General features: G+C 67.9%; 14 protein-coding genes and 1 tRNA gene. 11 read left to right on the top strand and 4 right to left on the bottom strand.

Translation table 11 applies throughout. The features are described 5' to 3' along the window. Positions 1-30 precede the first annotated feature (30 nt). Together ACFY1H_RS23975 and ACFY1H_RS23970 are read left to right on the top strand one after the other, a co-directional pair. The gene (locus ACFY1H_RS23975; protein WP_386949678.1) at positions 31-678 is read left to right on the top strand and encodes a nitroreductase family protein; all 648 of its coding nucleotides are present in this window, start codon (positions 31-33) and stop codon (positions 676-678) included. Positions 679-731: 53 nt separating this feature from the next. Further along, the gene (locus tag ACFY1H_RS23970) at positions 732-1,175 is read left to right on the top strand and encodes a nuclear transport factor 2 family protein (protein ID WP_366581447.1); all 444 of its coding nucleotides are present in this window, start codon (positions 732-734) and stop codon (positions 1,173-1,175) included. Positions 1,176-1,525: 350 nt separating this feature from the next. Here ACFY1H_RS23970 and ACFY1H_RS23965 read toward each other — a convergent pair whose 3' ends face one another. Further along, positions 1,526-2,287: a DUF4389 domain-containing protein gene (locus ACFY1H_RS23965; RefSeq protein WP_386949675.1), complete on the bottom strand. Its 762-nt coding sequence runs from the start codon at positions 2,285-2,287 to the stop codon at positions 1,526-1,528. Continuing rightward, on the bottom strand, positions 2,284-3,294 hold the full coding sequence (locus ACFY1H_RS23960; RefSeq protein ID WP_366581449.1) for an NAD(P)-dependent alcohol dehydrogenase: 1,011 nt from the start codon (positions 3,292-3,294) through the stop codon (positions 2,284-2,286). Before ACFY1H_RS23960 ends, ACFY1H_RS23965 begins: the two co-directional genes overlap by 4 nt. A 162-nt stretch (positions 3,295-3,456) precedes the next feature. Between ACFY1H_RS23960 and ACFY1H_RS23955 the strand changes: the two genes are divergently transcribed. After that, entirely contained in the window at positions 3,457-4,167 is a 711-nt protein-coding gene (locus tag ACFY1H_RS23955; RefSeq protein ID WP_386949671.1) for a TetR/AcrR family transcriptional regulator, read from the top strand. 821 nt (positions 4,168-4,988) lie between these two features. Here the strand turns inward: ACFY1H_RS23955 and ACFY1H_RS23950 are convergent. Further along, positions 4,989-5,062, bottom strand: a tRNA-Leu gene (locus ACFY1H_RS23950). Between the two features lie 172 nt (positions 5,063-5,234). Between ACFY1H_RS23950 and ACFY1H_RS23945 the strand changes: the two genes are divergently transcribed. From ACFY1H_RS23945 to ACFY1H_RS23920, 6 genes are all read left to right on the top strand, one after another. After that, positions 5,235-5,846, top strand: a complete 612-nt coding sequence (locus ACFY1H_RS23945; protein WP_220242049.1) for an ANTAR domain-containing response regulator — start codon at positions 5,235-5,237, stop codon at positions 5,844-5,846. A gap of 449 nt (positions 5,847-6,295) precedes the next feature. Next, on the top strand, positions 6,296-7,474 hold the full coding sequence (locus tag ACFY1H_RS23940; RefSeq protein ID WP_386950508.1) for a branched-chain amino acid ABC transporter substrate-binding protein: 1,179 nt from the start codon (positions 6,296-6,298) through the stop codon (positions 7,472-7,474). Positions 7,475-7,567: 93 nt separating this feature from the next. Further along, positions 7,568-8,578, top strand: a complete 1,011-nt coding sequence (locus ACFY1H_RS23935; protein WP_386949668.1) for a branched-chain amino acid ABC transporter permease — start codon at positions 7,568-7,570, stop codon at positions 8,576-8,578. Then, the gene (locus tag ACFY1H_RS23930; protein WP_386949665.1) at positions 8,575-9,723 is read left to right on the top strand and encodes a branched-chain amino acid ABC transporter permease; all 1,149 of its coding nucleotides are present in this window, start codon (positions 8,575-8,577) and stop codon (positions 9,721-9,723) included. The genes ACFY1H_RS23935 and ACFY1H_RS23930 overlap by 4 nt, the downstream gene beginning before the upstream one ends. Further along, on the top strand, positions 9,720-10,649 hold the full coding sequence (locus ACFY1H_RS23925; RefSeq protein ID WP_386949662.1) for an ABC transporter ATP-binding protein: 930 nt from the start codon (positions 9,720-9,722) through the stop codon (positions 10,647-10,649). The genes ACFY1H_RS23930 and ACFY1H_RS23925 overlap by 4 nt, the downstream gene beginning before the upstream one ends. Continuing rightward, positions 10,636-11,349: an ABC transporter ATP-binding protein gene (locus ACFY1H_RS23920; RefSeq protein ID WP_366581459.1), complete on the top strand. Its 714-nt coding sequence runs from the start codon at positions 10,636-10,638 to the stop codon at positions 11,347-11,349. The genes ACFY1H_RS23925 and ACFY1H_RS23920 overlap by 14 nt, the downstream gene beginning before the upstream one ends. 58 nt (positions 11,350-11,407) lie before the next feature. Here ACFY1H_RS23920 and ACFY1H_RS23915 read toward each other — a convergent pair whose 3' ends face one another. Next, positions 11,408-11,851, bottom strand: a complete 444-nt coding sequence (locus tag ACFY1H_RS23915; protein ID WP_366581461.1) for a hotdog fold thioesterase — start codon at positions 11,849-11,851, stop codon at positions 11,408-11,410. 62 nt (positions 11,852-11,913) lie between these two features. Here ACFY1H_RS23915 and polA point away from each other — a divergent pair, with 62 nt between their 5' ends. Continuing rightward, the gene (gene polA / locus ACFY1H_RS23910; protein WP_366581463.1) at positions 11,914-14,676 is read left to right on the top strand and encodes a DNA polymerase I; all 2,763 of its coding nucleotides are present in this window, start codon (positions 11,914-11,916) and stop codon (positions 14,674-14,676) included. 195 nt (positions 14,677-14,871) lie between these two features. Further along, complete coding sequence (locus ACFY1H_RS23905; protein ID WP_386949658.1) at positions 14,872-15,426, top strand: EF-hand domain-containing protein; 555 nt, start codon at positions 14,872-14,874, stop codon at positions 15,424-15,426. Positions 15,427-15,454 lie beyond the last annotated feature (28 nt).

The raw sequence follows: 15,454 nt of genomic DNA, 5'->3' as shown, positions 1-15,454 counted from the left end.
CCGCTGGTTGCAAGAACAAGGCGGATTTACTTGAACCTCGACAAGCTCATGAGCAAGCATCTCACCAGGTATTTCGACCCCAGCAAGACCGTTCCGGAGGAAACCCTTCAGCAGTTGCTGAGGTTCCTTCGCTCGACGCCCACGTCGACGAACATCCAGCCCAACCATTTCTACGTCGTCGCCACACCCGAAGGCAAAGAGCGGCTGGCCGGCAACCTGGGTGAACAATTCGAGCACAACAACGAGAAAATCCTGAACGCGTCGCACGTCATCATCCTCACCACCCGGGCAGATCTGCCCGAGAGTCATGTCGAGGCGGTGTTCTCGAAGGAGAGAGCCGACGGCCGGTTCCCGGACCCGGTAAAGCAGGGGCTGCGGGAGTCGAAGAGCCGCGACTTCCTCGACCTGCACATCTACCGCTACAAGGACCTGAACCACTGGATGGACAAGCAGGCGTACATGGCGCTGGGCATGACCATGATGGCGGCCGCTGAGCTCGGCGTCGAGGCCATGCCGCTCGAAGGGTTCGACCCGACCAGTGTCGACAAGGCGTTCATGATCCGCGAAACCGGTCACACCACGACCGTGCTACTGGCTCTCGGCTACCCCGACCGGGCGAAAGTGAACAACGGCCCGATTTCGCGCTTCGAAGCCGACCAATTGTTCACCTTCGTCTGAAAAATCACGGCATCGGAAACGACCATTAAATGGTCCGATTATAGATTGTCGTTGTGACACCACAGTTCGCCAACGCGAACAGGAAAATCCTGATGTCCGAGTCCTGCTCACTGCCCACCAAGCCCGAAGACATTGTCACGGCGCTGGTCGAGCGATTCAATTCCGGCAAGATCAGCGAGCTGATGCCCTTGTACGAGCAGGAGGTCGTGCTCGTCAAGCCCGACGGTCGGACCGTCACCGGCCACGCCGGGATCGTTGACGATCTCGAGCCTTTCCTCACGCTCGGCCTGTCGCTCACGGCCAAGACACGCCACGTGTTCGTCGCCGGCGACACCGCCGAGATCATCCTGGACTGGTCGATCGACGGCACCGGCCCCGACGGCGAGAAAATGCACTTCCATGGCTCGGCAAGCGATGTCCTGCGCCGCGGCGCGGACGGAGTCTGGCGCTACCTGATCGACAACAACCAGGGGACGGCGGTCCGGCGGCCCGCCTGACCCGTGTCCGCCACGGCGGCCCCTCGGCGAGAACCCGCTCTTCAGCGTGGCGTCGACGAGGGGCCGCCGCAGTACTCGGGAAAATCGGGCGGATCTGGCTGAGCAGGCTCTTGACTTGGAAATCTCTGGGCATTGGCGGGAGGTTGCCGGTGTTCACCGACGGGGTGCTGGAGAGCCTGCGACGATTCCCAGAGGCCGGCTGGGGTGGATCTCCTCGACGAAGCGTCGGGCGCCAGCGCGACGTTCGGCACGAGGACCGGACTGTCCACATCGGACAGTCCGGTCCTCCGTTCGAAAGCGACGATCAGGTGGCGCGGATCAATGATCGAGACCAGCGTGGGCGCTTGCCGCTATCCGGCCTGGCCAAGGGTTTCCTCGGCCGGCTGTCCTGCGGACGGCGGTCCGGAAGGCGATGGCGGGGCGGGGTGGGCGGGTACCGGGTCGGCGCCGCCCTGGTCGAGTCGGAACGGCGGATAGCGGTCGGTCATCAGTGCGGTGTAGGCGGCCACGCGCAGCGCCCAGCGGTTGATGCCGAGCACGAAGTCGTAGAGGGACTTCGGGTACCGGCCGGTGAACAGCAGCACGATCGCGGCGATCAGCAGGAGCAGCGTGATGAGGCCGGCACCGCCCGCGACGGCGTTCCAGCCAGGGTCGGTGGTCGCACCGGAGCCGGCCCACAGACCGCCGCCGACGAGGATCGACAGCACGATGTAGTGCGGCAGGGCCAGGAGCCACCACTTGACCAGCACCAGGCCGCGGGACAGCCGCTCGGGGTAGGGCACGTCGAGGTGCGCCGGGTAGTCGGCCGCGTCGGCGAGACTGAAGGGCGGATAGCGGTCGGTGCCCAGGGCGCTGTAGCCGTAGTAGTTCACCCGCCAGCTCCATCGCAGCACGCCGACGTTGAAGTCGAACAACGGTCGCGGATAGCGCGCGGTGATCAGAATGGCGAAGAACGCGATCACGCTGACTACGCTGAAGGCGATCCACAGGAAGAACAGCACGACGAAGTGCGGGATCAGCAGCAGCCATTTGACCAGCCACAGGCCGCGGGAGCCCGACGGCTCGAGCGCCGCGTCGACACGGACGGGGTAGGACGTGCGGGGATCGGTCATGGTGTGCTCCCGGTGGCGGGTGCCTGGGGGAGGACGGAGACGACGAGCTTGCCTCGGGTCTTCCCGTCGAGCAGGTGGCGGATGGCCGCGGCGACCTCGGTCAGTGGGTAGGTGCGCTCGATCGCGGGGGTGAGCTTTCCGCCCTCGATGAGCGCGCCGAGCGCGATCAGGTCGCCGGCGTTCTCCTTCGCGACGAAGGTGCCCAGCTGCTGGTGGACGAACGGCGAAAGCAGCTTCGCCCGGATCTGTCGGTCGCTGCCGCCGAGCAGCCGGCCGCCGCTCTCTCCGCCGACGATGACCAGTCGTCCCCGTGGTGTCAGAACCCGCCGTAGATCGGACAGCCGGGCGTTGCCGCCGATGTCGAGGACGACGTCGTAGTGGTGTCCGCCGTCGGCGAGGGCGGCACGGGTGTAGTCGATGACGTGGTCGGCGCCCAGGGCGCGGACCATCTCCACCTTGCCGGCGCTGCAGACGCCGGTGACGTCCGCGCCGAACGCCTTCGCGATCTGCACGGCGAACGTCCCGACACCGCCCGAGGCGCCGATGATCAGCACCTTCTCACCGGCCCGGACGCGTCCATGGTCGCGGACCGCCTGCAGGGCCGTGACCCCTGAGACCGGGACAGCGGCAGCCTGTTCGAACGAGAGGTTCGCCGGCTTCGGGGCGAGCTTGCCGGGTCGGGCGGTCGCATTCTGCGCGAAGGTGCTGGTCGACATCCCGAACACCTCGTCGCCGGGGGTGAAGCCCGTGACGCTGCGGCCGACCGCCTCGACCGTTCCCGCCAGGTTCCGGCCGGGGTTGGAGTACTTCGGGCGGCGCAGTCCGAAGCCGGCGAGCCGGATCGGATACGGCAGGCCGGACATGATGTGCCAGGTGCCCCGATCCACACTGGCCGCGCGCACCCTCACCAGGATGTCGTCGTCTCCCATGGTGGGTATGTCGATCTGCGCGACGTGGAAGAGGCCCTCGGGAGCGGCGCTGTAGCGGTCCTGCACGACCGCCGTCATCGTTGACCCTCCGGTCTCGCGAGGGGGACCCCTCAGTCTGTCGACGTGCGTGGTGCGCATCGTGACCTTCCTTGTTGATCTCTGAACGGTGTACATGATTTGTACGCCGTACAAAGAACCGTCTACCCTGCTGGTACCGAAGTCAAGGGGAGGGAGGCACCCGTGTCCGAATCAGGTGGGCGACGCCCTCGCGGTCCGCGACGCGCCCTCACCGAGGACGAGATCCTCGACGCGGCGCTGAGCCTGCTCGACCACGGCCCGGACGCGGCGTCCGTGCGGGCGATTGCCGCGCGGGTGGGCGTGGTCCCGAACGCGATCTACACCTACTTCCCGGACAAGGCCGCCGTGATCGATGCACTCGTCGAGCGGCTGCTCAGCGAGGTGGACCACGACGTCTTCGCCGACCGTGCGCAGCCCTGGCGCGAACGCGTGGAGGCGCTGGCCCTGGAACTGCGAGCGAAACTGTCCGCACATCCGGGCGCGGTCAGCCTGATGGTCGGCAGCCGGATGGACGGGCCTGTCGCGCAGGCCCTCACCGAACGACTCCTGCAACTGCTGGCCGACGCCGGACTCGACGCCACCGACGCCGCGCGGGCGTCCTACCTGCTGTTCGTCTACATCTTCGGCTCCCTCGCCCTGGAAGTCGCCGATGTGCGGCACAAGGTCCCGATGCCGGCGGAGTCGGAACGGATCGCCACCCGCCAGCTCGCCTTCTCTGCGAGACCGCCCGACCAGTTCCCGCTCAGCGCCGCGGCGGCGGCAACAATGGCCGGCTACATCTCCACCGAGCAGTACCTCTGGGGCCTTCGCCGGATCCTCGAGGGCCTCACCGCCCGCGTGGCCACGGGACGCAAGTCCGCCGGATCCGACTGAGCCACACCCGATGATCACCGGTCCGCCCGGTCCTCGCCCCTGCCGGGCACCGAATCCGAGCGGACAAGCGGAGACCGGTCGAACACACTCTTTCTAGCGGCGTCGGAACCCTCGAGGAAATACCCGGCCACCTGACGCGGCCAGACCATCCGGCTGGACGTTGTGTCGCAGCCCATGCGGCTTCGATTCGGCACCGCCGACGGCGTCCGTGAGCACAGCCCGGGCTTCTTCGCTCTCGCCGACCGCAGCTACTGGCTCGTCGACGTGCGGCCCGCCCGGGCCGTGAGCATGCCCGCAGTCCCGTTCCGGCCGCGCGTGACACGTGGCCTTATGAGGTCGCGGTGGAGAAGATTGCCCGAAGCCTGGGCCTGAACGACCACAACGACATCCGACCCGCCGCGGCTTTACTTTGTGCAGACGCTGGCTCAGGTCGGTTGCGCGGCATCTGGTGTCCCGGGATGGGTTTCGCCGCTTCTCGGGCTGGCCATTCAGGTAGGTGTCTGGGGCGTTGCCAAGGTCCGAGGACGCAGGAACCCGTCGAACGGCGGTAGCCAGGACGACGAGTGCGGCGCGGAGTCATGATCTTCGCAACGGAGTCTCGTTCACCGCGGTCGGCATCCGCTGCACGGCGAGTGCCGGCGGCCGGCCACCGGCACGAACATCTTGGTGTGGATGCTCAGCCGACGCGGTCGTGTGGACCGCGAATAGACCGCGCGTAGCCGGTCTCCGCCGGTCGCCGTCACGCGCCGCCGGTCGACACAAGATCGGCCACTGACCGGGTTTCGCCTGGTCAGTGGCCGATTTGTGCTGGTCACTGCTCGTGCCCCCGGTGAGATTCGAACTCACACTGGACGGGTTTTGAATCCGTTGCCTCTGCCAGTTGGGCTACGGGGGCGAGCGCGGGGAACTTTACGCGATCACCGGTGACGCGCGTGTGGCGGGGCGGGGGTGTCGCGGTCGCCACTTCGTGGTGAACGCCATCTTGGGAACTGGATCGTTCCCGGTAGGCTGACCTTTCGCGGGTCACCGCGAGTCAACCGTCCCGCCGAGCCTTCAGGAGGACCCCGGTGACCGAACAGGCTACCGAGGCCAACGGTGCCGCCACCGTGCCGCAGCGTCGGGTGCTCGTCGCCGAGGACGAGGCGCTCATCAGGCTCGACCTGGTCGAGATGCTGCGTGAGGAGGGCTACGAGGTGGTCGGCGAGGCCGGCGATGGTGAAGAAGCCATCAACCTGGCCACCGACCTCAAGCCCGACCTCGTCATCCTCGACGTCAAGATGCCGAAACTCGACGGTATCGAGGCGGCCGCCAAGATCACGAGCGACCGGATCGCGCCGGTCGTCATCCTCACTGCGTTCAGCCAGCGCGACCTCGTCGAGCGGGCCCGCGACGCGGGCACGATGGCGTACCTGGTGAAGCCGTTCGCGAAGCGTGACCTCGTGCCGGCCATCGAGCTGGCCGTGAGCCGCTTCTCCGAGCTGCAGGCGCTGGAGGCCGAAGTCGCGGGCCTCACCGACCGGCTCGAGACCCGCAAGGTCATCGACCGAGCGAAGGGCCTGCTGATGAGCCGCCAGGGGCTCACCGAGCCGGACGCGTTCCGGTGGATACAGCGCACCGCGATGGACCGCCGCACGACGATGAAGGCGGTGGCCGAGGCCGTGGTGGAGAGCATCGGCTAGGCCTCACCCATCCGGGTGGCAAAACGGGCGTGACCAGGGGGTCGCGCCCGTTTTGGTGTGGTCTTCCGTCGCTGTGCGGGGTCCGGGAGGGCAAGTTTGCTACCTTCGAGTCTGATCTTGGCCCGTTGCTTCTTCCCCTGCTGAGCGGAGTCCCTAGACTGCCTACATCGATCTGGCCGTAAGTCAAGTGCCCCGATCGAGGCGTGATCCGAGTACTCATTGTCATCACCCGGTTGTCAGATTGCGACAATCGGGTGGAGAACATCCATTACTGCCGGTGACGACCGTCACGATGTGGATACAAGACAGCGGGTAACTCTGTGCAACACCTCACGGGGCGGCTACTTTCAGCGGCCAGTCAGTTCCCACATAGGGACGAGCCGTTCACTTCGAACGGTTGGGTGGCATTTGGAGGAAGAGTGCAGAGAGCACGACTCACGAAGATCTTCGTGCTGGCGGCTGCGGGGGCCATCTCCCTGAGCGCGTGCGCGGCGCGTACCGACAGCGGATCCGGCGGATCCGACAGCAGCGCGCCGCAGGCCGCGGCCCCGTCGGCCGCCGCCGACGCCGCCGACCCGGCGGGTGACGGCAAGGCGCAGTGTTCGCCGACCTCCATCGCCTACGCCGGCACCATCAACGGCGCCAACGCGGCCCTCGGCATCAACATCCTGAACGGTGCCAAGCTCGCGGTCGACCAGCACAACAAGGCGAACCCGGGCTGCCAGGTCAAGCTGGAGCAGTACGACACGGAGGGCACGCCCGACAAGGCGCCCGGCATCGTGACCCAGATCGTGAACACCCCGGGCATCATCGGCGTCGTGGGTCTCCCGTTCTCGGGTGAGTCCAAGGCCGCGGGCAACATCTTCAACACCGCGGGCCTGGTCACGGTCACCCCGTCGGCCACGAACCCGACGCTGAGCGAGAACGGCTGGAAGACCTTCTTCCGCGGTCTCGGCAACGACAACACGCAGGGCCCGGCCGCCGCGAAGTTCATGACCGGTGAGCTCGGCGCCAAGAAGGTCTGCGTCATCCAGGACGACTCCGACTACGGCGTCGGCCTGGCCACCTCGACCAAGGCGGCCCTCGGCGGTGCCCTGTCGTGCGAGGACAAGGTCAAGACGAAGCAGACCGACTTCTCGGCCGTGGTCAACAAGATCAAGGCCAACGCGCCCGACGCGGTGTTCTACTCCGGTTACTACCAGGAAGCCGCTCCGTTCGCGCAGCAGCTGAACGACGCCGGCGTCACCGCGAAGTTCGTGGGCCCGGACGGCGTGAAGGACGACGAGTTCGTGAAGGGCGCCGGCGAAGCCGCCAAGAACGCCTACTTCACCTGCCCGTGCGTGCCGGCGGACCAGTTCACCAAGTTCACCGACGCGTACAAGGCCGCCACCGGCAAGGACCCGGGCACCTACTCGCCCGAGGCCTACGACCTCGCCACGATCCTGCTGAAGGGCATCGACTCGGGCAAGACCACGCGCCCGGCGCTGCTCGACTACGTCAAGACCTACGACGGCCAGGGCATCACGAAGCACTTCAAGTGGAACGACAAGGGTGAGCTGTCGTCGACCACGGTGTGGACCTACAAGGTCGACAACGGGAAGATCGTCCGCAACACCGAGATCAAGTAGCTCCAGCTTCCGTTCCAGTTACCGGGGTGCGTGTCCGGCGGCTAGATCCCGCCGGACCCGCACCCCGGACCCACATGGAGAACTAGTGTGTCGATGACCCATGACCTGAGCTCGCTCGTCCTCGCGCAGGGCGACAGCTGGATCACCTTCGACGTGAAAGGCTTCGTTGACCAGTTCTGGGCCAACACGATCGACGGTCTTGCCTACGGCAGCATCTACGCGCTCGTGGCGCTGGGCTACACCCTCGTCTACGGCGTCCTGAAACTCATCAACTTCGCCCACTCCGAGGTGTTCATCTACGGCGCCTACGCGGTGTGGTTCACCTTCTTCGGCCTCGGTTTCCGGCCGGGCGACACGCCCACCCTCGGGGTGTTCGAGCTGATCGGCTTCCTGCTGCTCGCCCTGCTGGCGGCGATGGCCGTCTCGGGCGGCACGGCCGTGCTGCTCGAACGCGTGGCCTACCGTCCACTGAGGAAACGCGGAGCGCCGAAGCTGGTCTTCCTGATCACCGCGATCGGCGCGTCGTTCGTGCTGCAGCAGATCCTCTTCATCTGGCGCGGCGGCAACGCCGAGCAGGGCATCCGCCTGATGCGCAACGAGCCGGTGTTCCAGATCTTCGGCGCCGACGTCACCAACGTCACGATCATCACGATCGTCGCGTCGGTCGTGCTGATGATCGCCGCCAACGTGTTCGTGAACCGCACCAAGTTCGGTCGCGGCATCCGCGCGGTGGCGCAGGACCCGGACACCGCCACGCTCATGGGCGTGAACAAGGAGCGCGTCATCACGCTCACGTTCCTCATCGGCGGCCTGCTCGCCGGCGCGGCGGCCCTGTTCTACATGATGAAGGTGCCGCAGGGCGCTTCGTACCAGGGCGGGTTCATCCTCGGCATCAAGGCGTTCACCGCCGCGGTGCTGGGCGGCATCGGCAACCTGCGCGGCGCGCTGCTCGGCGGCCTGCTGCTGGGTGTCGTCGAGAACTACGGCCAGACGCTGTTCGGCGGTGGCTGGCGCGACGTCGTCGCGTTCGTGCTCCTCGTGCTCGTGCTGATGGTGCGCCCGACCGGCATCCTCGGCGAATCGCTCGGAAAGGCACGGGTATGACGGTGACCTCGACGCCGCCGGCCGCGGCCGTCCCCGCGAAGCGCAAGCGGCCGATCTCGGACTGGTGGAACAACCTGCCGCGCGTGCAGCAGTGGCTCGTGCTCGTGCCGCTGGTGGTGCTGATCTACCTGCTGCCCGTGCTGAACCCGCCGATCATCAGCACGCAGCCGGGCTACAACTTCCCGATCGCGATGTTCGAGGTGTCCCGCTACGCGCTGGTCGCCATCGGGCTCAACATCGTGGTCGGCCAGGCCGGCCTGCTGGACCTCGGCTACGTCGGCTTCTTCGCGGTCGGCGCGTATGTGATGGCGCTGTTCACGAGCCCCGACTCGTCCCTGCACCACCTGCCGTTCCTCGTCGTGCTCCCGATCGCCATGGTGGTCACGATGATCTTCGGCGTGATCCTCGGGACACCCACGCTCCGATTACGCGGGGACTACCTCGCGATCGTCACGCTCGGGTTCGGCGAGATCGTGCGCCTGCTGGCGGACAACGTCGACCCGTTGCGCGGCAACAGCGGGTTCCAGTCGGTGGGGCACCCGCCGGGCACCAACGCCGACGGCACCGCCCTGTTCAACAACTCCGACGGCACGCCGTGGTACTGGCTGTGCGTCACGCTCATCATCCTGGTGCTGTTCCTCGTCGGAAACCTGGAGCGCAGCCGGGTCGGCCGGGCCTGGGTCGCGATCCGCGACGACGAGGACGCGGCCGAGATCATGGGCCTGCCGACGTACAAGTTCAAGATCTGGGCGTTCGTCTCCGGCGCCGCGATCGGCGGCCTGTCCGGGGCGCTGTACGCGGGCCAGCTGGGCTTCGTGAACAACCAGAAGTTCGACGTGGTCACGTCGATGCTGTTCCTCGCCGCGGTGATCCTCGGCGGCGCGGGCAACAAGGTCGGGGTGCTGCTGGGCGCGATCGTGGTGGCGTACATCCCGCTGCGGTTCCAGGCGATCGCGAACTACAAGTACCTGATCTTCGGGCTGGCGCTGATCATCCTGATGATCTTTCGTCCTCAGGGCCTGCTGGGCGCGCGGCAGCGGCTGCTCACGTACGGCAGGCAGGCGTACCAGCGGCTGCTCGGCCGCGGCGAGCAGATCTCGAGCGACGGTTCGCTGGCCTCCGAGACCCCGGGAGAGAAGGCATGACGGCCCCTGGCAGCGGCACGGGCCCGGAGGTCCCGGCCGAGGGCGGCCTCGTGGCAGAGGTCGCCCGGATGAACGAGGAACAGCTCGCCGAGCACGAGGCGGAGGTCGCCGAGGTCGTCGCAGCGGACCGTGAGATCGACGTCGCGGTCGGGCAGACGCTGCTGAAGGTCGACGACGTCACCGTGCGCTTCGGCGGTCTCGTGGCGCTCGACGGCGTGTCGTTCGACATCCGCCGCGGCGAGATCCTGGGCCTGATCGGGCCCAACGGCGCCGGCAAGACCACGTGCTTCAACGCGATGACCGGCGTCTACCGGCCCACGTCGGGTCAGGTGCTGCTGGAGGACAAGCCACTGGGCAAGGCCTCCCGCCACGCCATCACGCAGCTCGGCATCGCGCGCACGTTCCAGAACATCCGGCTCTTCTCCGAGATGACGGCGCTGGAGAACGTGGTGGTCGGCACCGACGCCCGCCACAAGACCAGCCTCGTCGGCGCCCTGCTGCGCACGCCTCGCCACCACCGCGAGGAGAAGCAGGCGATCGAGAAGGGCATGGCGCTGCTGGAGTTCGTCGGCATCGCCGACCGGGCGGCCGACCGCGCGAAGAACCTGCCCTACGGTTACCAGCGGCGCCTGGAGATCGCGCGGGCGCTCGCGACCGAGCCGAAGCTGCTGTGCCTCGACGAGCCGGCCGCCGGGTTCAACCCGGCGGAGAAGGAAGAGCTCATGGGGCTGATCCGGACGATCCGCGACGACGGCTACACCGTCTTGCTGATCGAACACGACATGAAGCTGGTCATGGGCGTGACCGACCGGATCGTGGTGCTGGAGTTCGGCAAGAAGATCGCGGAAGGGGTGCCTGCCGCCATCCGGCAGAACCCCGCCGTGATCGCCGCCTACCTGGGGGTGCCCGACGATGACGTTGCTTGAGCTGTCCGAGGTCTCCGTCCACTACGGCCGGATCCAAGCCGTGTCGGACCTGTCCATCACGGTCGACGAGGGCGAGATCGTCACGCTGATCGGGGCCAACGGCGCGGGCAAGTCCACCACCATGCGGGCCATCTCCGGCATCCGGCCGATCTCGGGCGGCGCGATCCGCTTCGACGGCGAGGACATCTCGCGGCTGCGCGGTGACCTGCGTGTGGTCCGCGGGATCTCGCAGTCGCCCGAGGGCCGGGGGATCTTCCCCGGCATGACGGTGCTCGAGAACCTCGACATGGGTGCGTACGCGCGCAAGGACCGCAAGAACCTGCAGCCGGACTTCGACCGCGTCTTCGAGCTGTTCCCGCGGCTCGCGGAACGCAAGACCCAGATGGGCGGCACGATGTCCGGCGGCGAGCAGCAGATGCTCGCCATCGGGCGCGCCCTGATGGCGAAGCCGCGGCTGCTGCTGCTCGACGAGCCGTCGATGGGGCTCGCGCCGCAGTTCATCCAGCAGATCTTCCGGATCATCACGGAGATCAACCGCCAGGGCACCACGGTGCTGCTGGTGGAGCAGAACGCGCAGCAGGCCCTTTCGCGGGCGCACCGCGCGTACGTGCTGGAGACCGGGCGCATCACGAAGTCCGGTACCGGCAAGGAACTGCTGGCCGACACCAGCATCAAGGAGGCCTACCTCGGCGTCGGCTGAGGGAGGCGACCCGCTCCACGGACCGGCCCCGCGCGCTTCGGCGCTCGGGGCCGGTTTCCTATTTCGCGCCCGGCGGCTTGTCCCGGACGACGCACGTAAGGCGGGCCGTGCAGGTGCGCCGGCCCTGGTCGTCGGTGAGCACGATCTCCGCGGTGATGGTGCCGCGCCCGACGTGCAACGGGGTGGCGACGCCGGTGACGACGCCCGACCGGACGGCGCGGTGGTGGGTGCAGGACAGCTCGAGGCCCATCGCGGCGCGGTCGGCGCCCGCGTTGAGCGCGGCGACGTACGAGCCGAGCGCCTCGGCGACGGTGGCGTTGGCTCCGCCGTGCAGGAGGCCGTAGGGCTGGAGGTTGCCCTCGACGGGGATCGTGCCGACGACGCGCTCGGGCGTGGCCTCGAGGATCTTCAGCCCGATCTTGTCGTTCAGCTGCTGGTCGGCGGCGGCGGGGTCGATCCCCGCGCGGGTTTCCAGCGCCAAGTCGCCGGCCTGCTCGGTCACGCAATGCTCCTCAACCTATGCGACACGTAAGAGTGTCGGACCCTCACCTTAGACTCGCTCCCGTGAGCCCGAGTGAGAACCGAACCGTAGTGAACGCCACAGCAGCCACGACCACGGCGGAGCGGCTGAAAAGCACGGCCGAGCGGCCCCGCCTGCTGCTCATCGACGGTCATTCGATGGCCTACCGCGCCTTCTTCGCGCTGCCCGCGGAGAACTTCAAGACGAAGACCGGCCAGGTCACCAACGCGGTGTTCGGGTTCACCTCGATGCTCATCAACCTGCTGCGCGACGAGGAGCCCACGCACCTCGCGGTGGCTTTCGACCTCTCGCGCAAGACGTTCCGGTCGGAGACGTTCGCCGACTACAAGGCCAACCGCAGCACCACGCCCGACGAGTTCCGCGGCCAGGTCGACCTGGTCAAGGAGGTGCTCGACGTGCTGGGCATCCCGTCGCTGGTGAAGGAGAACTTCGAGGCCGACGACATCATCGCCACCCTCACCACGCAGGCCGGCGCGTCGGACTTCGACGTGCTGATCTGTACCGGTGACCGCGACGCGCTGCAGCTGGTCAACGAGCACGTCACCGTGCTCTACCCGAAGCGCGGCGTGTCGGACCTGGTCCGCTTCACGCCCGACGCGGTGGAAGAGAAGTACGGCCTCACGCCGGCCCAGTACCCCGACTTCGCGGCACTGCGGGGCGACCCGTCGGACAACCTGCCGGGCATCCCCGGCGTGGGGGAGAAGACGGCGGCGAAGTGGATCCGCCAGTTCGGCACGCTGGCCGACCTCATCGACCGCGTCGACGAGGTGAAGGGCAAGGTCGGCGACGCGCTGCGCGAGAACCTGACGTCGGTCACTCTCAACCGCCAGCTCACCGAGCTGGTGCGCGACGTGCCGCTGGATTTGGTCCCCGACCAGCTGGAGCTGCGGCCGTGGGACCGCGACGCGGTGCACCGCCTGTTCGACGAGCTGGAGTTCCGCGTGCTGCGCGACCGGCTCTTCGCCACGCTCAGCAGCGCCGAGCCCGAGGCCGAGGAAGGCTTCGACGTCTCCGGTGAAGCGCTCGCGCCCGGCGCGCTCGGCGCCTGGCTCGCCGCGCACGCCGGCGAGGGCGAGCCGGTGGCGCTCGCGTTCCGCGCCACGGGCACGTCGATCCGCTCCGACCTGCGCGCGCTGGCCTTCGCGTGCGCTGACGGCGAAGGCGCGTACGTCGACGTCACGGCGATGGACGAAGCCGACGACAAGGCGCTCGCCGCGTGGCTGGCCGACGAGAAGATCCGCAAGATCGGCCACGACCTCAAGGTGGCGCTGCACGCGGTGCGCGCCCGCGGCTGGACGCTCGCGGGGCTGGTGCTCGACACCGCGCTCGCGGCCTACCTCGTGCGGCCCGGCCAGCGCACCTTCGAGCTCGACGACCTCGCGCTGCGCTACCTGCACCGCGAGCTGCGCTCCGAGGCGGCCGAAGGCGACGGCCAGCTGTCGCTGCTCGACGGCGGCGCGGAAGGCTTGGAGCAGAAGGAGATCTCCGACGAGCTGGTGAAGGCCCGCGCGATCTTCGAGCTCGCCGGCGCGCTCGGCAAGGAGCTGGAGGACCTCGGTGGGGCCAAGCTGCTCGCCGAGCTGGAGCTGCCGCTGCTCGAGGTCATCACCGAGCTGGAGGCCGCGGGCATCGCCGTGGACGTGGAGCAGCTCACCGAGCTGGAGGCCCACTACCTCAGCCGGGTCACGCAGGCCGCCGAAGAGGCGTACAAGGTGATCGGCAAGCAGATCAACCTGGGTTCGCCGAAGCAGCTGCAGGTCGTGCTGTTCGAAGAGCTCGGCATGCCGAAGACCAAGCGCACCAAGACCGGCTACACCACCGACGCCGAGGCGCTGCAGAGCCTGTTCGAGAAGACCGAGCACCCGTTCCTCCAGCACATGCTGGAGCACCGCGACGCCACGCGGCTGCGCACCACCGTCGAAGGCCTGATCAAGTCGGTCGCCGACGACGGGCGCATCCACACCACGCTGCAGCAGACCATCGCCGCGACCGGACGGCTGTCGTCGGTCGACCCGAACCTGCAGAACATCCCGGTGCGCACGGAAGAAGGCCGGCGCATCCGCGACGCGTTCGTGGTCGGCGAGGGCTACGTCGAGCTGATGACCGCGGACTACAGCCAGATCGAGATGCGGATCATGGCGCACCTGTCGAAGGACGACGGTCTGATCGAGGCCTTCAACAGCGGCGAGGACCTGCACACGTTCGTCGCGTCGCGCGCGTTCTCCGTGCCGGCCGACGAGATCACGGCGGAGCAGCGCTACCGCGTCAAGGCGATGTCCTACGGCCTGGCCTACGGGCTGTCGGCCTACGGGCTTTCGCAGCAGCTGCGCATTTCGACCGAGGACGCGAAGTCGCAGATGGAGGCGTACTTCAACCGCTTCGGCGGCGTGCGCGACTACCTGCAGTCCGTGGTCGGCGAAGCCGGGAAGACCGGTTACACGGAGACGATCTTCGGCCGCCGCCGCTACCTGCCCGACCTCAACAGCGACAACCGCCAGCGCCGCGAGATGGCGGAGCGGATGGCGCTCAACGCGCCGATCCAGGGCAGCGCGGCCGACATCATCAAGGTCGCGATGCTCAACGTGCACCGCGAGCTGGTGCAGGCGAAGCTGCGCAGCCGCGTGCTGCTGCAGGTGCACGACGAGCTCGTGCTGGAGGTCGCCGAAGGCGAGCGCGCCGAGGTCGAGAAGCTCGTGCGCGAGGGCATGGGGTCGGCCTACGACCTGGCTGTGCCGCTGGAGGTTTCCGTCGGCTACGGCCGTTCGTGGAACGAAGCGGCGCACTAGGACTCCGAACGGACCAGAGCGGCTCCTTCCCCGCGGGGGAGGAGCCTTTTTGGTTACTTCGCGTCACTAACGAAATCACCGGGTCGGGCCGGGGGAGAACCCGGGTGCCGGTGCAGGTGATCTTGAGTCGCGACAACGCTGAGCTTCGCCCACGGGGTCCCCGGCCAAGGGGGATCGGAGAAAGGACGGCGAACGATGGCGAGTGAACTGCAGAGACGCAAGATCTCCACGGTGTTCGGGGCGATGGACGTCGACGGCGACGGATACCTGACCGAGGCCGACTTCCAGGCGCTCACCGACCGCTGGACGAAGGCGCGCGGCCTCGCCCCCGACTCGCCGCAGGCCGCCCGTCTGAGCGAGATCATGATGGGCTGGTGGACCACGCTGCTCGCCGCGTCCGACATCGACCGCGACGAGAAGGTGACACTCGACGAGGTCCTGCTCGTGGTGGACCAGCTGGGGGACATGCCCGACTCGGTGCGCGGCACCGCGGCCGCGATGTTCGAGGCCATCGACGAGAACGGCGACGAGCGCATCTCGCGCGAGGAGTACCGGCGGCTCATCGAGACCTGGAGCGGCACGGCCACCGACACCGACACCGTGTTCCCGGTGCTGGACCTCAACGGCGACGGCTACCTCACGGCCGACGAGTTCACCGAGCACTGGCTCGAGTTCTGGGCCGGCGACAACGCCGACGCCCCGGGCACCTGGGTGTTCGGCCGGTTCGACCTGCCGCTGGCCGCCCGCTGACGACCCGCGCGCCGCGGCCGCACCTGCG

The sequence above is a fragment of the Amycolatopsis sp. NPDC001319 genome (assembly GCF_042896185.1).
GTDB lineage: Bacteria > Actinomycetota > Actinomycetes > Mycobacteriales > Pseudonocardiaceae > Amycolatopsis.
This window is presented reverse-complemented; position numbering and strand designations above follow the sequence as displayed.